This is a genomic window from Anaerotignum faecicola, assembly GCA_024460105.1.
Taxonomy (GTDB): Bacteria; Bacillota; Clostridia; order Lachnospirales; family Anaerotignaceae; genus JANFXS01.
Genome location: JANFXS010000006.1, coordinates 86788 through 112167 on the forward strand (window position 1 = coordinate 86788; position 25380 = coordinate 112167).

Consider the following 25380-nt stretch of genomic DNA (forward strand, 5'->3'; position numbering starts at 1 on the left):
TATAATGGATTATTTAAAAGCATTTTTGGTCGGCGGGCTGATATGTGTTATAGGCCAGATACTTGTTGATAAAACAAAGTTAACATCGGCTCGTATACTTGTTATGTTTGTAAGCCTCGGCTGTATTTTGGGAGGCCTCGGCATATATGAAATTATTGCGGATTTTGGAGGCAGCGGGGCTACAGTGCCGTTAACAGGGTTCGGCTGGGTTTTAAGCAAAGGCGTAATTGAAGAAATCGATAAAGTCGGATTTTTGGGGATTTTTACCGGCGGCCTTAAAGCGGCGGCGGGCGGAGTAAGCGCGGCTGTATTTTTTGCATTTTTGGCGGCGTTAATATTCAACCCGAAAGAAAAAGGATGAAACAATTAAATAGTTTTGTTTGAAGTTATTATCCCCGCCGTACATTTGCAGAACGGCGGGGAATATTAATAGATTCTTTTGTATTAATAAAAATATAGGCATAAATAGACAGAAATTTTGAAACCTGAAAAATAATGAAATGTTAACCGAAAATTGGGAATTTCTAAAGACTTTTTTCCGATAAAAACAGTCGATATAAAAATAAATAATAGTATGGGTATACATATTAGTGACAAAAAGGTATTAATATGGTATAATATTTCGATAAATAACCTTAAATTTTGTCTGCGGAGGATAATATTATGAAAAAGGTAGCGGTAATTACTGACAGTAACAGCGGAATAACCCAAAAAGAGGGTAAAAGCCTTGGGATTAATGTTATTCCGATGCCGTTTACGATAAATGGTGAAATATTTCTTGAAGATATTAATTTAACACAAGACGATTTTTATAAAATGCTTGAAGCGGGCGCTGAAATTTCAACATCACAGCCGGCTGTGGGAGACATACTTGATCTTTGGGACAGAGTTCTTGCGGATTATGATGAGATTGTCCATATACCTATGTCAAGCGGTCTGAGCAGTTCGTATCAAACGGCGGCAGTATTGGCTGAAGATTACGGCGGCAGGGTACGGGTTGTCAATAACCAAAGGATTTCAGTAACGCAGAAGCAGTCTGTTTTTGACGCGCTAAAGCTTTCCCAATCAGGCAAATCAGCTCTGGAAATTAAAGAAATTCTTGAAAATACAAAATTTGAATCAAGCATTTATATAACGCTTGAAACGCTGAAATATTTAAAAAAAGGCGGAAGGATTACGCCGGCGGCCGCGGCGTTGGGAGATATTTTGAAGCTCAAACCGGTTTTGCAGATTCAAGGTGAAAAGTTGGATGCCTTTGCAAAAGCGCGCACTAAAAAAATGGCTAAAAAAATTATGATTAACGCTTTAAGAAATGATTTTGAAAACCGTTTTAAAGTTCCTGAAAACGGCGAAGGGATGCATATAGAAATGGCGTATACCTCTAACAAAGATGAAATAATGGAATTTTATGAAGAATTGAAAGAAATTTATCCAAATCATAATGTTATAATCGACCCGCTTTCTTTAAGCATTGCCTGCCATATAGGCCCCGGAGCTATCGCGGTTGCATGTACAAGGAAATTGGATATATAATTTAAAGCCTGTATTATTAAACAGGCTTTTTATTATTATAAATTATAAAAAACGGAGCTTGTTTTCAGAAATTTCCAAAAAAATATTTTTACGAAAAACTATTTGCAAATTAAATTGTTTATCATTTTTTGGACAAAAATTTATTTTTTAATTTATTTTTAGAGTAAAATATGCTAAAATAATATTAGCTTTGGTTTACAATGGTACATGTGATTTTAATTGGCAACAGCGGTGCAATAGCCGCGTTAAAGCCGCTTGCCGTAGGTTTTTCGCTGCGTATGCGCATCTTTGCCTTGCTCTTATGCCGTTGCTGCCGGTTAAAACTCTTCAACCTCACAAAGAAAAATTTTTTGATGTTCAAGGCATATGCGCATAGGCGCGGCGGATCCTACGGTAAGCGTTGCAATGCCGAAACGCGGAAAATTTTCCTTGTGATACATGTGTTTTTGTAAAACAAAGCTAATGTTTTTTCATCAAAATATTATAAAATAATATAATTTGAATTATTGGTTTTAATTTTATGAGGAGGATATTGATGAGGGGGTTCGATGAGTCTTTTTATGAAAACAGCGTATTAGACGCTTTTTTATCAGATCCTGATATAAAAGGCCTTTTGGCTGATGAAAATGAGTATAATGAAATAAAAAAACTTGTTAAAAGCGTCCGGTTTGACGAATTGGAAGAAAACGGCATGTATAAGCCTGTGAAATACAAAAAACTTCCAGACGATAAGTTAATCGAAATATCCGTTTCTGATGACAGGATGGATGCATGGATTAAATTATCGAGGGAATTTTATAATATTTCAGGCGAAGGTCTGGAGATTTTAATAAAAGAGGAGTTAGAAAAAAAAGGAATCAACTATGGGGTTTATGAACGCCAGCTGAAAAGGCTTGCCGAAACCCCTGTTTTTGATGTGCCGATATTAATTGCACATGGAAAAGAAGCAGTTACTGACGATTATAATCCTCTGGAACTGAATTTTGATAATATGCTGACTATAAAACCGAAAAACAATGATTACAGCGTTGATATAAATGCTCCGGATTTTGTAAATGTTGTCAGCGAAGGGCAGCTTCTGTGCGCAAGGCATGAAAGCGGGAAAGAACATGAGGGAATAGATGTTTACGGAAGGCAGTTTATGCCTGTCAGACAGGGAATTAACTGGGCTGAAGCGGGCGATAACGTTATAGTGTCCAAAGACGGCGAAAAGCTTTTTGCTGGCATAAGCGGCGAAATAGAATTTAACAACGGGATATTATCGATTATACCGATACTGTATGTTGATGAAGTTTCGGAAAACTTAGATTTTGACGGTTCAATTTATGTGAAGGATTCTATATTGTCCGATTGCATTGTCAGGGCTTCCGGAAATGTCATTGTTGGAAGGATAATCGAAAATTGCCGTATAACCGCCGGTAAAAATATAGTTGCCGGACTTGGCATTAAAGGCGGTGGGGAAAGTTCTCTGAAAACTAAAGGAAGCATAAGGGCCCCGTTTTTAGAGAATGTAAAAGCGGAAGTTTTTGGCAGCGTTTATACGGACGTTTTGCTTTCAAGCGACATACTATGTGAGAAAGGTATATATGCGCTGGGCCCTAAAGGGCGTATAATAGGCGGCAAATGTGCGGCGAGGGAAATAAAAGCAAACGAATTCGGAAATACTTCGGGAACTGAAACACGGCTTGAAATACTTTCGCCTGAACTTTTTAATATAAGGATTGAAAAAGACAGGAATGAGTATGAAGCATGGTCGCGGCGCGTTGACGAACTTACTCGGATGAACGGAATATCAGGAAATGCGGCAAGGAATTCAGCCGTTCAGAAAATATTGAACCATGCCCTGAAGAATATGCGTTTTGCTGAAAAAAATCTTTCGAATACAGTTGGCTATTTTATAAATATTGAAGATGAGTGCGATTTTAAATTTGTATCTTTTAAAGCGGTTTATGCTAATGTTTTCTGTACGTTGTTTGGAAATTTATGGTGCAGCAGCAGCTTTTTGCCGGGTATGAAGCTGTATATGGAAAACGGCAAAATTGAGTTAGGGTTGTCGTGATCATTAATTAAGTTTTAAGCCGTCGTATGAATCTTTCCGAATTTTATAAGATTGTATGATAATGATGGTTTCTTGTATATGGTTTTTTATAAAATAATGGATTGTGGGGAGCAGTATGGGTAAGCAAAAAAGGTTCTATAAATATATGGCCTTGTTTTTTATTTGTTTTTTCGGACTTATAGTTATTGCGGCAGTAAGCGCGTACCATATGACGGGCCTGGTTGAGTATAATCTTATTACGGGCCTGAATGAAACAACAAAGCAAAGCGCCATTGCAGTAAAGCAGACGATTGAGAAAGATGTTGAAAATTTGGATATAACAGCCAATGCAATAAGCGCTGTCGGAGGTCCTGAAAGCGATTCGGCAAAAACATTTGTTTTGGAGCAGGACTGGCTTGAAGAGGGGATGCGTATTGTTGTTTCTTCTTTGGATGGGAAAAGCTACTCAAGCGATGGATTTTTTGGGGACGTTGCGGTTGAAGAAATATTCAGAAAAGCCATAGGCGGGGAAACTATAATTTCCGACGCACGGAAATCTGTTATACAGCCTGACGGAAACGACGTAATTGTGATTATGACGCCGATATATGATGAAAATATTATAATCGGAACGGTTACGCTTGAATGCGATGTCGAACATTATAAGAAAATAATTCAAACTCCGGTTTTGGGTGGGGAAGGCAATATATACATAATCAAAAGCTCAGGAGAATTATTATTTTGGGATCGGGAAGAAGGGCGTGAACTCGGCGTTAATATGGAAAAGGATTTTACAGCCGGTGATTTTAAAGAGAATCAGCCGGAATTTTCCCGTATGGAGTCTGACATCAATTCCGGAATGGGCGGTTCAATTTATTACAGGGCTGGAAATGATAAAAGTTATTATGTGAGCTATCTGCCTTTGGAAGTAAACGACTGGTTTATTGTTAATCAAATTGATTCAAATATTTTAGACGGAAGAAAAGCAGAGTTGGTTACGGAAATAATATTGGTTGCGATTATTTCCGTTATGGTTACGTCAATCCTGATTATCGCGCTTTTAAAAAGCAGAGAAAGCAAAAATAAAATTATGGAAAATATTGCGTTATATGACAGGCTTACGGGCCTTGCTAATTTTGAATATATTTCGCGAAGATATAAACAAATTATTGATAAAAGCGGTTGGTCATATCTGCTTTTTAGGATACCGGATTTTGATAAGGCGCACAGCATATTTGGAAATGATGTAAGCGTTAGGATTTTGAGGGACGTGGCCGATATTTTGAAAAACTATGTTTCAGGCAAGGAAATTGCGGCCAGAATTTCGGAAGATTGTTTTGCGGTTTTATTTAAAGGTTCAAAGGATATGGTTTCAGGACGTATAGACGGGCTTTTTGAAAGGCTTTACAGTATTTCGGCAAACGACGGAAATATTGTTTATAATTATCATTGTTCGTATGTGGGCGTTGCATTCTGCCTTGACGAAAACAGTGATTTTGCGAAAATTAATTATAAAGCTAATATGGTTATTGAAAAACAGCCTGATTCTGTTGGAATTAAATGGCATTGGTTTGACGAGAATGAAAGGATAAGCATAGATTTAAATACATCGCTTCTGCCGGAATTGTCAAGAGCAATACAACATAAGGAATTTATACCGTATTTCCAGCCGCAGTATGACGCGAACACAAAAGAAGTTATCGGAGCTGAAGTGCTTGCAAGATGGAAACATCCCGAATATGGAATTTTAATGCCCGGTTCTTTTGTTCATTTAATGGAGGCCGGCGGCTGTGTGCTTGAACTCGACCTTTTAATGCTAGAACAGGCTTGTATCAGGATAAATAAGTGGCTGTCGGAAGGGATTATGCCGGTTAGGCTTTCAGTTAATATTTCGAGGCTTAATTTACATCGCCGGGATCTCATTGACCGTATTTTAAATATTGTCAGGAAATATAACGTTCCGCCGAAACTTATAGTGCTTGAGCTTACGGAAACGTCTGTATATGATAACAGCGAGAAAGTTATAAACATTATAACAAGGCTTAAAAATGAAGGGTTTTTAATTTCGATCGATGATTTCGGAACGGGTTATTCATCTCTTGATATGTTAAGGGAAATACCTGCAGATGAAATAAAATTTGATAGGAAATTCCTTATTAACTTTGAAGACGGCGCCCGTGGGAAAACTATATTCAGGCATATTATAAATATGGCCAAGGAACTGAACCTTGAAATTATATGTGAAGGCGTTGAAACACAAAAGCAATATGAAAATATTAAAGATATTGGCTGTGATTCTATACAAGGATTTTATTTCAGCGAACCTCTTGAGGATAGTGAATTTGAAAAAATTATGTTGCCTCATTAAATATATGTATTTTTAGATATACAAAAATAAAAGCAATGTTTAAACAGCGAAAAAGTCTCTGGGCAACAGTTCTGTAAAATCCCGTTTGGCAGTATTTTATTTATGCTGCCAAACGGGATTTTAAATTGATTTTTGAAAGTTTTTGACATATAATATTAGTCATTGATATTACAGGGAGGACGCTTAATTGAAAAAAAGAGGACTGATATTTTTTATATTTGCTTTTTTGATTGTTTATTCCGGCGTTTGCAGGGCTTATGATATGCCTGATTACGTCAGAGTTGGGATTGAAAATGGATTTAAAGAGGTTTCTTCTGTGCCGATTGGAAATAATAATATTAAGATAGGAATTGGGCATGAAGGAGATTTCAGCGCGGAGGCCGAACTTTTGGCAGAGTCCTCTTTCAGCGTTAATGTTCCGTCAGGAAATATAATTGATGTTAACGAATTTTATGGAAGTTATGAAGATGCTTTGGACGCATGTGCGGATATAGAAAAACTTTGGGGATATGCGGCAGTACCCGCTTTCGTAGGGGAAGAGCTTTGGGGCGTTTATATATGCGGAGAGACTGATGCAAAACGCGCCGCCGGCGACGTTGGAGGCAAAGTTATATCGGACACGTCGTCTGTAATGGTTTTAAAAGACGGGGGAAAAGATAAGATAGTGTTTAACGGCATATTCCCTCAGATTGCGGCGTCTGAAGGCAATACAACTGCAATAGGCTCCAGAAAATACAGAGGAGTTATTGAGTTTGGAAGGTATGGCGGCGGTAATATAACGGCTGTAAATGTTTTAACAATGGACGAATATCTTTATGGCGTTGTACCTAGTGAAATGCCGTCCTCATGGGAAATTGAAGCTCTTAAGGCGCAGGCGGTTGCCGCAAGGACATATACGGCTTCATATATGGGACGTCATTCTTCATCAGGATATGACGTGTGCGACAACGTACATTGTCAGGCATATTTAGGATATGATCAGGAAAAAGAAACGACAAACAGGGCTGTCGATGAAACGAGCGGAGAAGGGGCATATTATGACGGCAAGCTTATTAACGCTGTATTTTTTGCTTCAAGCGGCGGAGCAACTGACGATGGAGTTAACGTATGGGTAAACGATCTGCCGTATTTAAAAGGGGTTCCCGAAATAAATGAAACTGGCGTAGGGGTTTGGACACGCACATATACTGCAAGTGAAATGGAAAGTATACTTGCGGGGAAAGGTATAAATATAGGAAATATTATTGATATTGAAATAACTAAAACTTCCCAATACGGACGCGTATTAGAACTGACAATAACGGGAACAGAGGGAACTAAAAAGCTTGAGAAAGAAGAAACCAGGACTATCTTCAGCCAGACTTCTCAAGGAAGCCTTCCCAGCCGTATGTACACTGTAAATGGGCGCGGCGGTGCGGTTATTAAAGACGACGGTGGCGAAATAAGTACTCCAAATACGGACAGTTCGGCTGAAAATAAAGGCTCTCAAAGCGTTTATGTAAAGTCAAGTTCGGATATGGGTGAAATTGACTTTGACAATGCATACATAATGGGGGGAGGAAACAGCGAACTTGTCATAGGCCGAGAAGTTTCTGGAGTGCATGCTATCGGGAAAGGGAATGACATAACGGAAATAGAGGGCATATCTGAAATTACGGTTAATGACACACAGACTTTTACTGCCGCCGACGATAAATTTATATTTGAAGGAAAGGGCAACGGGCATGGCGTAGGTATGAGCCAGTACGGTGCAAACGGTATGGCGGCTATAGGATATAAGTATGACGAAATATTAAAATATTATTATACAGGCATCACTGTAGAATAACAACTGATAGGGGATTTAAAATGAAGACAAGCGATTTTAACTATTTCCTCCCGGAAGAATTAATTGCGCAGGAGCCCTTAAATGACAGAGCTTCTTCAAGGCTTATGGTAATGGACAGGCAAACGGGAGAAATAAAACATACTGTATTTAAAAGTATAACACAATATTTGAAAAAGGGCGATTGCCTTGTTATAAACGATACTAAAGTGCTCCCGGCGAGGCTTATAGGCCGGCGGAAAAATACAGGCGCCAGAATCGAAGTGCTTTTGCTTGTAAGAAAAGGTATCGATACATGGGAAGTGTTGGTTTATCCCGGGAAAAAAGCTAAAATAGGAGATAAAATCGTATTTGGCGAAGGGATGATGGAAGCAGAAGTCATTGACATTATAGAGGGCGGCAACAGGATTGTAAAGTTCAGTTATAAGGGCGTTTTTGAAACGGTACTTAACGAACTGGGAGAAATGCCTCTTCCGCCGTATATTACACATAAACTGAAAGATAAAGCAAGATACCAGACTGTTTATGCCGAACACGACGGTTCGGCGGCTGCACCGACCGCCGGACTGCATTTTACTCCTGAGCTTTTAAAAGAAATAGAAAATATGGGAGTTAAAATTGCCCGCGTTACGCTGCATGTTGGTCTTGGTACATTCAGGCCTGTTAAGGTGGAAGATGTTTTGGAACATGAAATGCACAGTGAATATTATGTTGTTGAGCAGGAGCAGGCAGATATTATAAATTCTGCAAAAAAAGCTGGGGGAAGGATTATTTCCGTAGGAACAACATCAACAAGGACATTGGAGTCGGTTGCCGATGAAAGCGGATTAATCCGGGCTGAAAGCGGTTGGACAAAAATATTTATATACCCGGGGTACAAATTTAAAGCCATAGACTGCCTTATAACTAATTTCCATTTGCCTGAGTCAACGCTTATTATGCTCGTTTCGGCGTTTGCGGGGAAAGAGCATGTGATGGAAGCATATAAAACTGCTGTTGAAGAAAAATATAGGTTTTTTAGCTTCGGGGACGCCATGTTTATCGTTTAGCGGCAGATTGTTTTAATAGTAAAAATATCTCCTGAAAACAGTTGCCATTATATAACAGGAATACTTTTTTATATGCGTATGGGGATGCCGTGACGAATATAAAGTATCCGAATTTATATAGTTTCAATTATTATTGAGTTTTTTTGCATTTATACAGTTTACCATTTATTTATAAAAGCCTGAAAAATGGGCTGCTCCCTGACTTTATTAAACGGGAGCGGCTTTTTTTGTTATACTCCTTATACTGACAATTGTTTATGGAGTTTTAAATGTTTCATTAGTATATAGCTTCGGTTTACAAGGGCACACACGCCTCACAAGGAAAATTTTCCGCATTTCGGCGTTGCATACGCTTGCCGCAGGAGCGGCTGTGCCTTGAACTGAAAAAAGTTTTTGCCTTGTGAGGCCGGAGAGTTAAAACCGTGTGCGCCATTGTAAATCGAAGCTATCCATTGGAATATATACGGAAGTTCCCGCGCCGTCTTGTAAACTGAAGCTGCCGGGAGGCAAAAATAAAAATTTGATATATTTTGAGATTATAATAGAAAATTTAGGCTTAGAATTTTTGGATATCCATATTGGATGATTGGGTTTTGAGAATATCAAAACCTCTTTTTTTCAACCCCCAAGGGTTATTTCCTGTTTATTATACCAATTTATGGCGTCATCAATATGTTTGGAACTGAAATCGGGCCAAAACTCGTCTATAAAATAAAAATCGGAATAAACTGACTGTAGTGGAAGAAATCCGGAAAGCCTTTTTCTGCCGCCCCATCGAATAACAAGATCCACTCTTGAAACATCGCTTGATTTCAACGGCCCTTTTAAATTATCTTTGGCGTATCCGGTGTCCCATTCCCAACTGTAGTTTACAAGGAAATTAACTTTTATTCCTCCTTTACCGAAAGTTTTTCGAGTTGTATATGGGATTAGCTCTTCCGGAAACATTTTTGAATTTGTATTGCCGAGGACAAGCAGTTCTGCATCCTCACCTGAAAGAAGTTTAACAGCGTCAACGCATGCTTTTGTAAAAGCCAGCCTTTGTTCTGTAGGGCGTTTTGTATTATCAACTGTAAAGCCGTAGTATGTCATTTCTTTAATACCTTTATCTTTACAAATTTTGTAAAGTTCCAATCCGGGATTAAGGCCTTTATTATAACCGTCTTTTTTTTCAAGCCCGTTTTCAAGAGCCCATCTCCTGTTTCCGTCAGGGATTATTCCTATATGTTTAGGTATTCTCATAATATTATCCTTTCATGTGTATTTATATATTATTATGGCAATAAATACAAATATTTATAACCGACAATTAGCTTCGGTTTATAAGGGCATATGCGCCACAAGAGGAGAAATTTTACGCATTTTTGTGCTGCATCCTCTTGCCGTAGAATCAACCGCGCCATTAACTGCAAAAAATTTTCCCTTGTGAGCGCGGGCGTTAGCGGCGTAAGAGCAAGGCAAATGAGCGCCGGAACAGCGGAAGGATTTAACATAGATATTGCGCCGCTAACGCCCGTTAAAACAGTGTGTGTCTTGTAAACTAAAGCTAAGCTTAACGGCATATATAGATTGACAATGATTTATGTGGTATAATAATCAATAAACAATTTTACATAAAATTAGGTGATTGCATGTACAAAATGGCTGTTTCCGATATTGACGGAACTTTGATCGGCAGTAACGGCAAACTTTCTGAAAATACAATTAAAACTATAAAGCGCCTTCAGGAAAAGGGGATAATTTTTACACTATGTACAGGACGAAATATAAGGAAAACTTTGCCTATTGCAAACGCGCTGGGAATAAAAGCTCCTTTTGTATGCATAGACGGAATACTTCTTTTCGATCCTGTAAAAAAAAGCCCGGTTTATAATATGAATTTAACTTATGAACAAGTTAAGTATCTTGTTGAATTAGGGATAGAATATAAGACGTTTATCGAAGTTTCGGACGGATTTAAATATTATAAGCATTTACCTGATAAGGATGCCGAAAAATATGATTTCTTTAATAAGCATACGTTTTCAGGCAGAATAAAAAGCTATGCGGGAGGAATAAGGTATTTTAAAAATCCTGAAAAGCTGTGCTGCATTAAAGAACCGATATACCAAGTTACGCTTGCATGTGAAAAAAGGCTTGCGGATGAAATATCCGATATAATAAGAAAAAGCGGAATCGGCGGCATAGAAGTACGCGACTTTATTTGGGACGGATATCTTTTTATAAATCGTAACGGCATGGGAAAGGCAAGGGGTGTTAAGATATTATGCGAATATTTCGGGGTAAGCCCCGATGAGGTTGTTGCATTCGGAGATGAAAACAACGATATAGACATGCTGGAGTTTGTCGGCATGGGTGTTGCGGTTGAAAATGCAGTTGAAAAGGTTAAAGCTGTTTCTGATTTTATTACATTGTCTAATGACAACGACGGAGTCGCCTACGCCGTTAACAGATTTTTTTGAAAGGTTGGGTTGTTATGGATTTATTTGAATACAGCATGCGGCAGAATATGAAAAAAGACGCTCCTCTTGCTGCCAAAATGCGCCCGTCAACGCTTGAGGAATTTGTCGGGCAGGAACATGTTGTCGGTAAGGGCAAACTGCTTTACAGAGCCATAAAAGCTGACAAACTTAGCTCTATTATACTGTACGGCCCGCCGGGAACCGGTAAGACAACATTGGCAAAAATAATTGCAAACACGACAAAAAGGCCGTTTTTGCAGATTAATGCGACAACCTCCGGCATTAAGGAGATTAAAGACGTGGTTTTAAAGGCCAAAGATAAGATGTCTGTTGACGGCGAGAAAACCATATTGTTTATAGACGAGATACACCGTTTCAATAAAACGCAGCAAGACGCCCTTCTTCCACACGTTGAAGAGGGAATTATAGTGTTAATAGGAGCTACAACCGAAAATCCGTATTTTGAAGTAAATAAAGCTTTAGTAAGCCGCAGCATAGTTTTTGAATTAAAGCAGCTTGAATCCGCCGATATAGAAAAACTCATTTTAAGGGCTTTAAAAGATAGGGAAAGAGGATATGGATATTTTAAAGTCAATATTGAAGATAAAGCGTTAAAATTTCTTGCAGACGTATCAAACGGAGATGCCAGAGCGGCGCTAAACGCAGTTGAACTGGCAGTTTTAACAACTGAAAAAGGAAAAGACGGCACAATTGATATAACAATCGGAGTTGCGCAGGAATGTATACAAAAGCGTGCTTTAAATTATGAAAAAGACGGCGATAATCATTATGATACGATTTCGGCATTTATAAAAAGTATGCGTGGGTCGGATCCTGACGCCGCTTTGTATTATCTTGCAAAAATGATATATGCCGGTGAAGATCCGAGATTTATTGCAAGAAGGATTGTTATTTGCGCCAGCGAGGACGTCGGAAATGCCGATCCACATGCCCTTCAGGTTGCAGTTGCGGCGGCAGAAGCGGTAAATTTTATAGGAATGCCGGAAGGCAGGATAATACTTGCACAAGCGGTTACATATATTGCGTGCGCGCCTAAAAGCAACGCCTCGTATATAGGTATTGATAGAGCTCTTGATGATGTTAAGAATGTTAAAATAAAAAGCGTGCCTTCACATTTAAGAGATCCGCATTACAGCGGAGCAAAGGAACTCGGGCACGGCGAAGGATATAAATATGTACATGAATACGAGGGACATTATGTAAAGCAGCAGTATCTTCCCGACGAACTTTTAGGCCGCGTATATTATGAGCCTTCGTCTAATGGAATTGAAATTAAAATAAAGGAGAGACTTGCAAGACTGCGCAATGTTTAAAAATGATACAAACGTATTATGCTTTGAGGCTTATATGTCTCAAAGCTTTTTTATGAATTTTAATTAAAATTATGTTTACATAAAATAAAAACTTTTAAGCGATTATTTACAGCAAGTTCATATTAAGTTCAAAAATTGGGAATATAATTCAATACATAGATAAGAAGAAAGCAATATTAGGAGGTAGTTATTATGTATGATGATGAAAGGACTGCAAACAGCGGGAATAATATTTTGGATAATACAGACGAACAGCATGTAATGGAGAATCAGGTGTCGTTTGATGAGTACAATAAAATAAAAGAAAAAGAAGCCGAAACTAAAAGAAGTTATTTTGACAAAACGGAAAGAACCGAATCCATGGCGGAAGCGGCCGAAGAAAGAAAAAGAGCGCCGTATGAACCTATAAAAGATACTTATTATAAAGAAAGCGTAAAGCATAAAAAAGGAACGGGCTTTAAAAAAGTTTTGGCTGCATGCCTTGTTATAAGCCTGTTTGGCGGGGTTGGAATCGGAGCTTCATATTCTGTTATGCAAAATCTCGTGTTTGGAGGCGGAAACACTCAGAAAAGTACGCCTGAATTGGAGGTTCAAAATACTACGGGAACAACTATTGCAAAAGCCGAAGCGGTTAGCAGTTCCAGCGGCGGCGCTATGACTGCTGTTGATGTTATAGAATCAGTTTCGCCTGCCGTTGTTAATATAAATACGGAAGTACATGGAACAACAAATTATTATGGCTTTATGGTGCCATATGAAGGCTCCGGCTCCGGTTCAGGGGTTATATTTGACAGCGACGCCGAAAACGTTTATATACTGACAAATAACCATGTTGTTTCAGGGGCAAACCAAGTAAGTATTTCCGTAACAGGGGCTGAAACAATCCCGGCAACAATAGTCGGTACAGATTCAACGGCTGATATAGCTGTGCTCTGTGCCCTTAGGTCGGATTTTAAATCGGCCGGCATTGAAGAAATAACAGTTGCTAAATTTGGAAATTCCGACGAACTTAAAGTCGGCGAAAGCGTAATAGCTATTGGCAACGCTTTGGGAGAAGGAAAGAGCGCGACGGGAGGTATGATAAGCATACTTAATAAAAATATTGAAATTGAAGGGATTAACCTTAATGTTATCCAGACAAGCGCCGCAATTAACAAAGGCAACAGCGGCGGGGCGCTTGTTAATTATTCCGGAGAAATAGTAGGTATTAACACGGCAAAAACAAGTACGACTGTTGCCGAAGCAATGGGTTATGCAATCCCAAGCAATACGGCCCTTGAGGTTGCCGAAAGGCTTTTGGAAGAGGGGACGACTCCAAGGCCGTATATAGGCATTATGGGCACGGATATAACGGAAGATATTTCAAGCATGTATAGGCTTCCGGTAGGAGTCCTCGTTGTTCAGGTTACTGAAGGAGCGGGAGCTGCAAACGCTGGGCTTCAGGAGAATGATATAATTGTTTCGGTTAACGGAAAATCCACAATGGATATGGAATCGCTTACTGCTGCAATTTCTGAGCTTGAGATCGGATCAAGTGCGGAAGTCGGCATTATTAGAAACGGGGAAACGCCTATGACCCTTAATATAGAGATAATGGATGCAAATAATATTGCCGCAAATAACTGACAGGTATAAATTGCCTTTATATATAAATAGAATAAATTGTTTTTCATTTAATCCTTTATATGAGTATGGCAACATTGCCGCCATATATAATGAAAGGACGTTAAACGACAATAAAATGATTTTAATTAAAATACCGCATAATTGTAAACTGCAATTATGCGGTATTTTATTTTTAAACAGGATTACAAGGACTGCTTTAATTCATTACGGATTTAGCTTTGGCTTGTTAAAAGAGGCTTAATAATGTATAATATAAATTATTTATAATTTAGAAAGCGGTGTAGATATTAATGAGATATATAAACGAGTTGCGTGAAGGGGAAAACTTAGTAGAGCATTATCTCTGCAAGTCAAAGCAGACATTGAAGTCTAGGGCTGGAAAAAGTTATTATTCGCTTAAGCTTCAGGATAAGACAGGAACAATTGATGCAAAGGTATGGGATTTAAACAACGATATAAAGAGCTTTGATGAAAATGATTTTATCAAAATTGACGGTACGGTGCTTATATACAACAACGAACCGCAGTTGAATATAAGGAGGATACGAAAAAGCGACGAGGGTGAATATAATCCGATGGACTATATTCCAAGCACGGAAAAAAATATAGATGAGATGCTTAAAGAACTTTATGGATACATAGACAGCATAAATGACAAGTATATAAAAAAACTGCTTCAAGAGATTTTTATTAATGATGAATATGTTTCAAAGTGCTTTAAAACCCATTCGGCTGCAAGGACGATGCACCACAGCTATTTAGGCGGCTTAGTTGAACATACGCTTTCAGTTACGCAAATCTGTGATTTTATGGCTGGAAGATATAAAAACGTTAACAGAGATTTGCTTGTGGCAACAGCTATGCTTCACGATGTTGCAAAAGTTAAGGAACTTTCGCAGTTTCCAATGAATGAATATACTGACGACGGACAGCTTTTAGGACATATTGTAATGGGATCTGAAATGGTACATGAGGCGGCCTCAAAAATTGAAGACTTTCCCAAAACGCTTGAAAGCCTCATAAAACACAGCATATTGGCGCATCACGGCGAGTATGAATTCGGTTCCCCTGAACTTCCGAAAACAATAGAAGCTTTCATACTTCACTGTGCAGACAATATGGACGCAAAAACAAAGGCTATTGAAGAAGCTATTGAAGGAAATTCAACTCAAGGCAACTGGGTTGGGTATCAGAGGATAATGCAAAGGAATATAAGGAATTCTGAGTATTGACATTATCTATGTCATACGGCTATAAAATGACAGCATCGGTTAGTTTTTTGGGAAGGGGAAAATATGAAAATCAAGCCTCCTGTGGAGAAAAATAAGGAATATATAATCGATATAAACGATATTGGAAGCGACGGGCAGGGAATAGGGAAATTTGAAGGATTTGCAGTATTTGTTCCCGAAACCGTTGTTGGTGAGAAAATAAAAGCTAAAATACTGAAGGTGAATAAAAGCCTCGCATACGGCAAAGTTGCTGAAATTTTACGGCCTTCGCCAAATAGGATAGAGCCTGTTTGTTCGGCGGCGGGGAAATGCGGGGGGTGTTCGCTTCAGCATATAGATTACAAAGCGCAGCTTGAGTTTAAAACAAAGCGTGTTAGGGATACGCTTGAACGTATAGGCGGGTTCAAAGAAATAAATGTGCTTCCGACAGTTGGAATGGATAATCCGTATAATTATAGGAATAAGGCGCAGTTTCCGGTTTCAGAAGGAAAAGACGGCGTTAAGATTGGATTTTATTCAAAACGCAGCCATAATGTAATAAATTGTGAAAAGTGTTATATACAACATAATATAAACGATGTAATTATAAAAATTGTCAGGGATTTTATAAACAAATATAATATATCTGTATATGATGAAAAAAGCCATAAAGGTATTATACGACATATTTTAACTAGGGTAGGATTTACTACCGGAGAAATTATGGTTTGCCTTGTTATAAACGGTGTAGAAGTTCCTCAAATAGATAAACTTGTTAAAAAGCTTATAGCGGTTGAAGGAATGAAAAGTATTGTACTTAATATAAATAGGGAAAAGACAAATGTTATACTTGGAAAGAATACAAAAACAGTTTGGGGACAAAGTTATATAACGGACTATATAGGCGGAGTTAAATTCAACATATCGCCTTTGAGCTTTTTTCAGGTTAATCCTGTTCAGACAAAGGCCATATATGAGAAAGCTGTGCAGCTGGCAGGCCTTACAGGAAATGAAAACGTGCTGGACATATATTGCGGCATAGGTACAATTTCGCTGTTTATGGCTAAACATGCTAAAAAAGTTGTAGGAATTGAAATTATACCGGAAGCCATTGCGGATGCAAAGAATAATGCAAAAATGAATGGCATTGAAAATGCCGAATTTTTGGTTGGCTCCGCAGAGGATATTACACCTGAGCTGCATAGAGTAGGATTTAAACCTGATGTGCTTGTTGTTGATCCTCCGAGAAAAGGATGCGACAAGGAAGTGCTTAACACTATTGTTGAAATGGCGCCGCAAAAGGTTGTATATATATCATGTGAACCTTCAACTTTTGCAAGGGATCTGAAATTTCTTGTGCAAAATGGGTATGCTTTAGGTGATGTACAGCCATTTGATCAATTTTGTCATTCTACGCATGTGGAAACGGTGACTCTGATGACGTATTGTGGCGACAACACAAAAAATGAGGATTAAACTGCAATATATTGTGGTTCGAGGGTCAAAAATATGTCATTTTAAAGATTGAAAATATCTGTTTCTTGACCCGTAAAAATGGTGTTTTGATGGACGCATAGAACAAACAATAAATGTTTTTAAGGCAGTGAGATAGAAAAAATTTCATTGCCTTTTTAATTTTCATTTGAAATAAATCGCTTGTTATTAAAATTTTTGGAATTTCTTAAAGGTTATTAAAGAGAAACAAATTCTGGCAGAAAAATTATGCATTTTTAAGATGCAATTTAAAATATTTTTTAGAAATGAGACAAGAAGGTTAATAGCTTTAGTTTACAGGGACATACATGGTTTTAACGGGCATTAGCGGCGCAATAGTCCCCATGGGGGAATTTTTTTGTTATTCAAGGCGCAAATGTGTCGGTTTACTAAGAGGTAATGGTGTGAACCGCGTGAGGATCGCGGCGCGCAGCGTTTTCCGAATGAAAATTCGAGAGTTAACAGGCAAGTATTTGCAACGCCGAAGAGCAGAAAAGTTTACCGTATGGAGCGTATATATCCTTTTATACTGAAGGTATAATCATCTTATATAAATCATAGAAAAAGAGATGATATTACATACTATATTTGATGAAATGAAGAAGAAATAAAAGGAAAAAGTAAAGAATATTCGGGGAAATAAATAATGGTTGATAAAGAACATAAAAAAATAGTACACATTTTAAAATATATAAATTATGTTTTCTTTTTTTTGCAGATATACTATCCCTTTGCATTTGTTTACTCGTTTTTTGTTGTTAATTCTAATTTTTATATTGATAATTTTGGGGTGATTTTTTTTAATAGATTCTCACAGATTATTGTATTAATTGCGCAGATATTATTTCTTATAGAAACAATATGCCTTCAGCAGTATTTTTCTGAAGGTTACCGAAAGAAGATGAGGAAAATATGTTTTTTGGGTACGGTATGTTTTATGGTTTTAGGTTACATTTTTTATATAGCAAACATCTTTTGAGGGTGACAAAATGGCAGAACGGGAAGAAAAATTAAAATTTATCAATCTTTTTTTCTTTATTTTTGAGCTGTATATTATCGTTATTTTCATCAGATATGTTTTCTTAATTTTTTCTATGGATTTTATACCGGCGTTTCTTTCCTTTTATTTCACATTGGGATTTTCACCGGTTCCGACTATATTACAGCTTTTATTTTTATATGAAGTGATTTTTTATCAGGAGTATTTTTCAAAAAAATATAAAAATTTACTGAAAATTATATGCTGTATTGGAACAATCAGTTTTATAGGGATCTGGATTGCAGTTAAATTTATATAGAATGGAAATATATTTAAAATGTTATGTTAGACACAATTGAATTTATCGATATTTATTGTATAAAATTGCAGATACTATATTTACAATGAATGGCAATAGCAAATGTAAAATAACATACATACGTGACGAAAACAATATATTTATATATTATGTGAGAATGAATGTTCCGATTGTTAGAATTTGAATTGTATCAAATAATTTGTCTGCGGAAGCAGATTAGAACAAAAAATATAATATTGGATTAATTTAGCATTGTTTAATATTATTAGATTTGAAAATATACATTTAAGGCATAGAAATTATTCTATGCTTTTCTATTTTAGTTGAGTTTTAATACATAATGGCTTATTTTTATAAAATGGGGTATAATCTTTATACAATCTTAATGTTATTTGAAAAATACTTTTTCTTACTTTATCATTTTTTTAATATGATAAAAAGGAGTTTGGATTATAAGGAGAAATTTTTATACATGGATAAATTATTGAAAATAATTTAGAAACAGTAACGTAGTTGAACATATGAGTTTAAAATGTTTTAAGGTATACAGTAATGACGTGATATTATATATGTTGCCGGAAGAGTTAAAAAATCGGTCGGTAATATTTGTGCCTGAAATCATAGTAAATTCATATCAATAACGGAAAAAAGCAGTTTATGGAAAACTTTGCTTTTACATCAATGATTTAGGGGGAAACATTATATGAATAAACCGTTAATTTTAGTTGTTGAGGACGATACGTCGGTGAAGAATTTGATTACAACAACTTTAAAGGCTCACGGATATAGATATTTAACAGCGGTAAATGGAGAAACGGCTATTTTAGAAGCTTCTTCGCATAATCCTGATATTGTTTTGCTTGATTTAGGCCTGCCTGATACGGACGGTGTAAGTGTAATAGGAAAAATACGGACATGGTCTAATATGCCCATAATTGTTATAAGTGCAAGAAGTGAAGATACTGACAAAATTGAAGCTTTGGATGCAGGGGCGGATGATTACTTGACAAAACCATTTTCTGTTGAAGAATTACTGGCGAGGCTTCGCGTTACTCAAAGACGGCTTTTAATTATGAAAGACGAGTCTGTAGCCGAGGCGTCAACATTTATAAATGGGGATCTGCGTATTGATTATGCCGCCGGATGCGCATACCTCGGAAGTGAGGAACTGCATTTAACTCCTATTGAATATAAGCTGTTATGCCTTCTTTCAAGGAACATCGGAAAAGTATTGACACATACGTTTATTACGCAGAATATTTGGGGAAGCAGTTGGGAAAACGACGTTGCCTCACTTAGGGTATTTATGGCAACCTTGCGTAAAAAAATTGAAAAGGGTGAGAATTCGCCTCAGTATATTCAAACTCATATCGGCGTTGGTTACAGAATGGTAAAGGCGGAGTAATAGTTTACGAAAAGACTTTCTAAATGTTTTGGTAACCTGTCGTATGTTATGGAAATGGTAAGACACGGCAGGATGACTAAAGAAGAAGCTAAAGACCACCCAAAGAGGAATATTATTACAAAAGTAATTGGCACAAACGGCGATCGTTGAGTTTTAACTTTATAAAAATAGTAAACGGAATACTTTTGCGAACTGTTTAGAGCAGTAAATCATTTTCAAAAATATTAATTATGGTATAATTTAGTAAAATATAGTGACAAAATATCGTAATTAAAAACTTTGACCGTTTATTTTATATATAAGATTGTCGCGAATGTCGCTTAAACATATATTTTTAGGCGACATTCGCTATTTTATTATTAAAATTAATTGTTAAAGAATAATATTCTTTTTGGAAAGTATTGCTTCGGCAGCCGCACATGCAGGGCAGTCGCAGTACACCGCGCCGTTAGATTTTATTTGTTTTGCATGTATAACAATGTTTTCAGCTGTTTCGGTTCCAAAATATTTACTGCCTTCTTCGGAGCCGGCAAAACCGATTAAATTGTCAATCGGCATAATATCTGCTTCCAGTTCCTCTATGAATTTTCTTGTTTCAGCGGCTTCGTTGGCTGTTCCCAATGAATCAAGCCAAGATTGGGCGGCGTATTTAGCTTCTTTGCAGCATGTAGGCGAGTTTATTAATTCATGTGACTTTTCAACAATAAAATCCAATGCTCTTTTATCCATATTAATACCCTCTTTCTTATGTAATATATACATATTTTACCATAAAAAATAACTTATTACAAATTGAAATTAAATAATCAGTATTACGTATTTTATAGGTTTCAGCGCATGAAGAAAATATGTGTTTCTAAGGCTTATGACGTACATTTACGAAACCCGATTTGGAAAAATTTAAATATTGGCGGCAATAGAACATGATTGATAATTTTTTTGATATATGTTGATATGATTTTATTATTAATTGATAAAGACATTTAGGAAATAAAAAACAACTGAATTAGACTATTGCCGAATTATGTTTTTTCACAGGAAAACGATTTTACCGAAAGACAGACTTATATTTAAAATTATGGAAATAAACTGTGTTTTTAAGCATCCGGATTCTTAATAGATATTATTATCTGGTTAAATCTTAAAGCGGCATATGGGAAAACGGAATCCCCGACAAGTGAAATGATTTTAGGTTGATTTAAATGGGCGATATATTTATATAAGGTCTATGCCTAAAAATTTACAAAATATAAAGGCATGGGAAAAATAATTTGTTTCCCATGCCTTAAAATTACAGGCTGTAATTTCATATATATTGTATTACTACTCTTCAACGCCGGGAAGGCCGCTTAGCCCGGGAAGGCCTGCATTTTCTTCAGGGAGCGGGTCATGGCTGTCGTTGCCGTTTGAAGGCGGCGTATTTTCAGAGCTGCTGCCACTGCTGTTATTTGAATCGTTGCTTGAAGAGTTTCCGTTTTCCGAACTACTGTTTCCGTTATTGTTATGATTTCCGTTTCCGTCGGGAGGGAACAGCCAATCAGGAGCCTCCGTATCTGTTCCGTCCGTGTTTCCGGAGCCGTCTGGATTTTCCTCAGAGCCGGTGTGTTCAAGGTCGCATTTTGTGCTTAAATCAATTCCTCCTTCTTCGGGGTTGTTCATAACATTACCGTCAGAATCTACGGCCAACACAATAGTTTCGATGCTTTCTTCAGGGCAGTTATCGCCGGGCGGCTTTAAGCTGTCCTTACAAATTCTTACTTCTTGATGTACGGTGCATGCCGCGGCTGAATTTGCAAAATCAGAAGCGCAAATATCGGTTGTAACGGGGTTTCCAAAATAATCGTTGCTGCAAAGACTGTTCGGCGTACCGCCTGAAACGGAACACATATTCATGGTGACTATGCCGTTTGGCTGCACAAAACTTTTGTTTTCAAGCCCAGCGTGTATCTGTTCCATTACATCGCGCCATAGGAGTAAATGATAACTTTTATCATATTTCATTCTTGCTGGATTATCATATCCCATCCATATACCGGCGCAGTAGTAAGGGGTATACCCGGCAAACATGAGATCCTTGTCGTCATTTGTCGTACCTGTTTTGCCTGCTATAGGCATACGCACTTGTGAAAATCTTGCAAGGCCGCCTGTTCCGCCGCCTGAAACAACGTCCTCCATCATATCCGTGAGGAGATAGGCGGTTGTTTCTTTAATTACACGATGACTTTCGGGAGTAGTGTTGTCGATTATAACATTTCCGTCGTGGTCAAGCACTTTTGTGTAAAATATAGGCTTATTATACACGCCGCCGTTGGCGATTGCGCTGTAAGCCCCTGTAAGTTCCAGAACGGTAACGCCGTCCGTAACGCCGCCGAGACTTATTGCCGGAGATTTATCAGTATACAGCTGGCCGTTAATTTCGCGCCCTGGTTCAAGCGTTGTAAATCCAAAATTAACGAGGTAGTCATAAGCTGTATCAACTCCAACCATAACTATGGTTTTGGCGGCAAGTATATTAAGAGAATCTTTAATTCCTTCCCGAACGCTGCAAAGCCCGCGGTAACCTGAATACCAGTTTTTAGGCGACCAGCCGTTATAAGTGTATTCTTCGTCGCGTATGAGGGTGCCCGGCATAACAAGGCCGAGATCTATAGCGGGGGCGTATGCGGCAAGAACCTTAAAGCATGAGCCAGGCTGCCTTAAAGCCTGTGTTGCGCGGTTAAACACAAGGTCTCCTGTTTTTTCACGTCCTCCTACGATAGCTTTAACCTGACCGTTATGGTAATCCATAACGACCATTGCGGCTTGTAATGATTTAGACTGTAAAACATTATCGGCTACAAGTTCGTTGCTGTCGTTTAATATTTCGCTTTTTACGGATTCTACAAACGCGTCAATTTCTTCTTGGCTTGAAACGGTTGTTTCCCTTGAATAATGGCTCTGCTTTTCTGTGGCCTTATCCATAACGGATATATTGTAGGTTACGTTGTAGCTTGTTCCGGAAGGAATAAAAAGCTCGTCCTTTTTAAATGATTCCTCCATGATATTCTGCATATTTGTATTTATTGTCAGATATATTTGCAGACCGCCGCTGTAAATCATGTCATATGCCTGCTGCGTCGTTATTTTTTTAACTTCGGCAAGTTGGTCGGCAAGTTCAACTATAGCGCTGTCTACAAAATAATTGTGCAGTGCGTTTGTGTTTTCATTTGTCTTTTTTGAACCTACTAATTTAGAATAAATGTCTTCGGCCATTGCCTGATCGTATTCGCTTTGGGTTATATAGCCGAGTTCTTTCATTTTGTTAAGTACAAGCGTCTGACGTTCCTTATTTTGTTCCGGATTGGAAATAGGGCTGTATCTTGAAGGGTTTTTGGTTATGCCTGCAATGCTTGCACATTCGGCAAGTGTAAGTTCGCTTACGTCTTTTCCGAAATAAAATTCAGCTGCCGCCTGAACGCCGTTAAGGCCGTGGTTTAAAGCGATTGTGTTCAAATAGAGCTCAAGTATATAGTCTTTGGCCTTTTTTTTGCTGCCAAGAGCTTTTTCCAGGTCTTTTTCAAAATTTACGGCAAGATATTGTTCCTGCAACTTTCTTTTTAAACGTTTTTCCGAATCTAAAACTTCGTTTTTAATAAGCTGCTGCGTTATCGTACTTGCGCCCTGGGTAGCTTCCATATTCTTTATGTTGACAAAAAGCGCCCTGAACATACCTTTAATATCAATGCCGTTGTGTTCGTAAAACCTTTCGTCTTCAATTGAAATCACGGCTTCCTGAAGGTATAAAGGGATTGACGATAGTTTCACATAAACCCTGTTTTCTTTACCATGGAGCCTGTCTATTTCGTTTCCGTTTTCGTCATATATTATGGATGTGTAGCTTTCCGGGATTACATCGTCAGCGTTAAGTATAGGGGCTGTTTCGATGATGCCCATGTACGCGCCAAGGAAGGCTCCGCCTAGTGCAAACCCTCCTACAATGACAATAACAACTATAACTCGCATTATAAGGGTAAAAACCGTATTTTTCCTTTTTCTGCGTTTTTTGCGGCTGTTATTTGTCTTATGCTGATTGGCTTTTTGAGAATAATCCATTATATGCCTCCTTTCATCATTTAGCAATTATAGCAGAAAAAAAAGAGATGTTAAAGTATATTTATTAAATATTAGGTAATATTTGCATAAGGATTTATTAAAAAACTATTACAATGCAGAAAACGGCCTGCACAAACATAGTATGTTTAATGGGGGTGCGATATGGAAGCATATTTAAAAAAGCATTATGTAAGCAGCAGAAAAAAGCGTATTTTTTTATTTAAAACCGCTGCGGCGGTATTTGTTCTGATTAATATATTTTTGGCTGCCGAACGGAAGATTATGCCTGCCGTAATTGAAATAAGTATGGTTGAAGCGAAGCAAATTGCGGCGGGGGTGATTGACAGATGCGTAAGCGGGAGCATAGAGGGCAGAGAACTTAATACAGGCGATTTTTTCAGCGATAATGGGGAGTCGTTTTCGGCAAACACAGTGCTTATAAATGAATTATGTGCAGACGTAAGCGAAAGTATTAATAATGAAATGGCGGAAATGGAAAAAAGGAAAGTATATATACCTCTAGGCTCCGCCTTAGGCATTGACTATTTTGCCAATACAGGTCCCGAAATTGGTTTTTACATAAAACAGATGGGCAAAGCCGATGTAGATTATGAAACCGAATTTCTGACGGCAGGTATAAACCAAGTTAATTTCAGGGTTTATATTTCCGTAAAGCTTGATATTAAGACAGTTAACCCATTGGGAAGCGGCACTGTTGAAACAACAAGGAAAATTGTTTTAATAGATACGGTAAAGGCAGGAAAAGTTCCGAATAATTATATTAATATGGGCAAATAAAGTTGAAAAATGAAGTATATAATAGTAAAATAGTATGAATTAAACGAGCTTTCAATATGGGGGTAATTATATGGGAAAAATGAAAAATCTTGAAGATATTTTAAATGGATATAAAAAAATTTGCATTGCATATTCCGGGGGGACAGATTCCGATTTTCTCCTTAATGCCGCCGTGAAAGCGCTTGGGGATAATGTTATTGCAATTATAGCGAACGGGGCCCAACTTGCTTCAAAGGATTTTGACGATGCCGTTCGTCTTGCAAAAAAAGCGGGAGTGATGTATTATACAGTTGAAGCCGACGTGTTTAAAACAGAAGAGTTTAAACATAATAGGAAAGACCGCTGTTATCACTGCAAAAAAAATATAATGGGCGGCGTGCTGAAAAAAGCGGAAGAGCTCGGTTTCAGTGTTGTTGCCGACGGAAAAAATTTAGACGACGCAGGCGTTTACAGGCCCGGAGCGGCGGCGGCCGAAGAGCTTGGAATTGTCAGCCCGCTTTATCAGGCAGGATTCACAAAAAAAGATATACGCGAAGAGGCTTTTAGAATGGGGCTTGAAACCTGGGATAAAGCGTCAAACTCGTGCTTGGCAACGCGTTTCCCATACGACACTTTACTGACGGCGGAAAACTTTTCTATGGTTGAAAGGGCTGAAAAGCTTATTGATGACGCGGGCATTAAAAGCGGAAGGGTCAGGCTTCACGGCGACATTGCGAGGATTGAAATGCCGCGGGAGTATTTTGAGGCGTTTATGAAAGACGCCGTATTGATTAAGAAAATCAAGGATATAGGATTTAAATACATAACTTTGGACTTGGAAGGGTTCAGAAGCGGAAGCATGGATTGA

General features: G+C 37.8%; 17 protein-coding genes. 14 read left to right on the top strand and 3 right to left on the bottom strand.

All coding sequences use genetic code 11. The features are described 5' to 3' along the window. Positions 1 to 4 precede the first annotated feature (4 nt). The 6 genes from spoVAE to queA all read left to right on the top strand — a co-directional run bounded on the left by spoVAE (position 5) and on the right by queA (position 8813). A complete protein-coding gene (gene spoVAE, locus NE664_10585) occupies positions 5 to 361 on the top strand; it encodes a stage V sporulation protein AE (protein MCQ4727089.1) in 357 nt (118 codons plus the stop codon). Between the two features lie 302 nt (positions 362 to 663). Continuing rightward, positions 664 to 1533: a DegV family protein gene (locus tag NE664_10590; protein ID MCQ4727090.1), complete on the top strand. Its 870-nt coding sequence runs from the start codon at positions 664 to 666 to the stop codon at positions 1531 to 1533. A 535-nt stretch (positions 1534 to 2068) separates the two neighbouring features. Next, the gene (locus NE664_10595) at positions 2069 to 3592 is read left to right on the top strand and encodes a FapA family protein (GenBank protein MCQ4727091.1); all 1524 of its coding nucleotides are present in this window, start codon (positions 2069 to 2071) and stop codon (positions 3590 to 3592) included. A gap of 115 nt (positions 3593 to 3707) precedes the next feature. Next, a complete protein-coding gene (locus tag NE664_10600) occupies positions 3708 to 5939 on the top strand; it encodes an EAL domain-containing protein (GenBank protein ID MCQ4727092.1) in 2232 nt (743 codons plus the stop codon). A gap of 187 nt (positions 5940 to 6126) precedes the next feature. Further along, a complete protein-coding gene (locus NE664_10605) occupies positions 6127 to 7767 on the top strand; it encodes a SpoIID/LytB domain-containing protein (GenBank protein ID MCQ4727093.1) in 1641 nt (546 codons plus the stop codon). Between the two features lie 20 nt (positions 7768 to 7787). Continuing rightward, positions 7788 to 8813: a tRNA preQ1(34) S-adenosylmethionine ribosyltransferase-isomerase QueA gene (gene queA, locus NE664_10610; GenBank protein MCQ4727094.1), complete on the top strand. Its 1026-nt coding sequence runs from the start codon at positions 7788 to 7790 to the stop codon at positions 8811 to 8813. 618 nt (positions 8814 to 9431) lie between these two features. Here queA and NE664_10615 read toward each other — a convergent pair. Then, positions 9432 to 10055: an undecaprenyl diphosphate synthase family protein gene (locus NE664_10615; protein ID MCQ4727095.1), complete on the bottom strand. Its 624-nt coding sequence runs from the start codon at positions 10053 to 10055 to the stop codon at positions 9432 to 9434. A gap of 389 nt (positions 10056 to 10444) precedes the next feature. On the opposite strand from NE664_10615, the gene NE664_10620 reads away from it, so the two are divergent. The 6 genes from NE664_10620 (at position 10445) to NE664_10645 (ending at position 19643) form a co-directional block, all read left to right on the top strand. Next, the gene (locus NE664_10620; protein ID MCQ4727096.1) at positions 10445 to 11275 is read left to right on the top strand and encodes a Cof-type HAD-IIB family hydrolase; all 831 of its coding nucleotides are present in this window, start codon (positions 10445 to 10447) and stop codon (positions 11273 to 11275) included. 14 nt (positions 11276 to 11289) lie between these two features. After that, a complete protein-coding gene (locus tag NE664_10625; GenBank protein ID MCQ4727097.1) occupies positions 11290 to 12609 on the top strand; it encodes an AAA family ATPase in 1320 nt (439 codons plus the stop codon). A 192-nt stretch (positions 12610 to 12801) separates the two neighbouring features. Further along, positions 12802 to 14235, top strand: a complete 1434-nt coding sequence (locus NE664_10630; protein ID MCQ4727098.1) for a trypsin-like peptidase domain-containing protein — start codon at positions 12802 to 12804, stop codon at positions 14233 to 14235. Positions 14236 to 14525: 290 nt separating this feature from the next. Beyond that, the gene (locus NE664_10635) at positions 14526 to 15467 is read left to right on the top strand and encodes an HD domain-containing protein (GenBank protein ID MCQ4727099.1); all 942 of its coding nucleotides are present in this window, start codon (positions 14526 to 14528) and stop codon (positions 15465 to 15467) included. Positions 15468 to 15530: 63 nt separating this feature from the next. Further along, positions 15531 to 16922, top strand: coding sequence for a 23S rRNA (uracil(1939)-C(5))-methyltransferase RlmD (gene rlmD / locus NE664_10640; GenBank protein ID MCQ4727100.1), 1392 nt, complete (start codon positions 15531 to 15533; stop codon positions 16920 to 16922). A gap of 2019 nt (positions 16923 to 18941) precedes the next feature. After that, positions 18942 to 19643 carry a response regulator transcription factor gene (locus NE664_10645; GenBank protein ID MCQ4727101.1) on the top strand — a complete coding sequence of 234 codons (702 nt, stop codon included), beginning with the start codon at positions 18942 to 18944 and terminating at the stop codon, positions 19641 to 19643. 372 nt (positions 19644 to 20015) lie between these two features. Here the strand turns inward: NE664_10645 and NE664_10650 are convergent, their stop codons facing one another. After that, positions 20016 to 20372, bottom strand: coding sequence for a molecular chaperone Hsp90 (locus NE664_10650; GenBank protein MCQ4727102.1), 357 nt, complete (start codon positions 20370 to 20372; stop codon positions 20016 to 20018). Positions 20373 to 20966: 594 nt separating this feature from the next. Then, complete coding sequence (locus NE664_10655; GenBank protein MCQ4727103.1) at positions 20967 to 23735, bottom strand: PBP1A family penicillin-binding protein; 2769 nt, start codon at positions 23733 to 23735, stop codon at positions 20967 to 20969. 162 nt (positions 23736 to 23897) lie between these two features. On the opposite strand from NE664_10655, the gene yunB reads away from it, so the two are divergent. After that, positions 23898 to 24533, top strand: a complete 636-nt coding sequence (yunB, locus tag NE664_10660; GenBank protein ID MCQ4727104.1) for a sporulation protein YunB — start codon at positions 23898 to 23900, stop codon at positions 24531 to 24533. Positions 24534 to 24603: 70 nt separating this feature from the next. After that, on the top strand, positions 24604 to 25380 hold the full coding sequence (gene larE / locus NE664_10665; protein ID MCQ4727105.1) for an ATP-dependent sacrificial sulfur transferase LarE: 777 nt from the start codon (positions 24604 to 24606) through the stop codon (positions 25378 to 25380).

What these genes read in the sequence shown, in the direction of transcription:
- spoVAE (MCQ4727089.1), top strand. Translation starts at nt 5, where the DNA reads ATGGATTATTTAAAAGCATTTTTGGTCGGCGGGCTGATATGTGTTATA.
- NE664_10590 (MCQ4727090.1), top strand. Translation starts at nt 664, where the DNA reads ATGAAAAAGGTAGCGGTAATTACTGACAGTAACAGCGGAATAACCCAA.
- NE664_10595 (MCQ4727091.1), top strand. Translation starts at nt 2,069, where the DNA reads ATGAGGGGGTTCGATGAGTCTTTTTATGAAAACAGCGTATTAGACGCT.
- NE664_10600 (MCQ4727092.1), top strand. Translation starts at nt 3,708, where the DNA reads ATGGGTAAGCAAAAAAGGTTCTATAAATATATGGCCTTGTTTTTTATT.
- queA (MCQ4727094.1), top strand. Translation starts at nt 7,788, where the DNA reads ATGAAGACAAGCGATTTTAACTATTTCCTCCCGGAAGAATTAATTGCG.
- NE664_10615 (MCQ4727095.1), bottom strand. Translation starts at nt 10,055, where the DNA reads ATGAGAATACCTAAACATATAGGAATAATCCCTGACGGAAACAGGAGA.
- NE664_10620 (MCQ4727096.1), top strand. Translation starts at nt 10,445, where the DNA reads ATGTACAAAATGGCTGTTTCCGATATTGACGGAACTTTGATCGGCAGT.
- NE664_10625 (MCQ4727097.1), top strand. Translation starts at nt 11,290, where the DNA reads ATGGATTTATTTGAATACAGCATGCGGCAGAATATGAAAAAAGACGCT.
- NE664_10630 (MCQ4727098.1), top strand. Translation starts at nt 12,802, where the DNA reads ATGTATGATGATGAAAGGACTGCAAACAGCGGGAATAATATTTTGGAT.
- NE664_10635 (MCQ4727099.1), top strand. Translation starts at nt 14,526, where the DNA reads ATGAGATATATAAACGAGTTGCGTGAAGGGGAAAACTTAGTAGAGCAT.
- rlmD (MCQ4727100.1), top strand. Translation starts at nt 15,531, where the DNA reads ATGAAAATCAAGCCTCCTGTGGAGAAAAATAAGGAATATATAATCGAT.
- NE664_10645 (MCQ4727101.1), top strand. Translation starts at nt 18,942, where the DNA reads ATGAATAAACCGTTAATTTTAGTTGTTGAGGACGATACGTCGGTGAAG.
- NE664_10650 (MCQ4727102.1), bottom strand. Translation starts at nt 20,372, where the DNA reads ATGGATAAAAGAGCATTGGATTTTATTGTTGAAAAGTCACATGAATTA.
- NE664_10655 (MCQ4727103.1), bottom strand. Translation starts at nt 23,735, where the DNA reads ATGGATTATTCTCAAAAAGCCAATCAGCATAAGACAAATAACAGCCGC.
- yunB (MCQ4727104.1), top strand. Translation starts at nt 23,898, where the DNA reads ATGGAAGCATATTTAAAAAAGCATTATGTAAGCAGCAGAAAAAAGCGT.
- larE (MCQ4727105.1), top strand. Translation starts at nt 24,604, where the DNA reads ATGGGAAAAATGAAAAATCTTGAAGATATTTTAAATGGATATAAAAAA.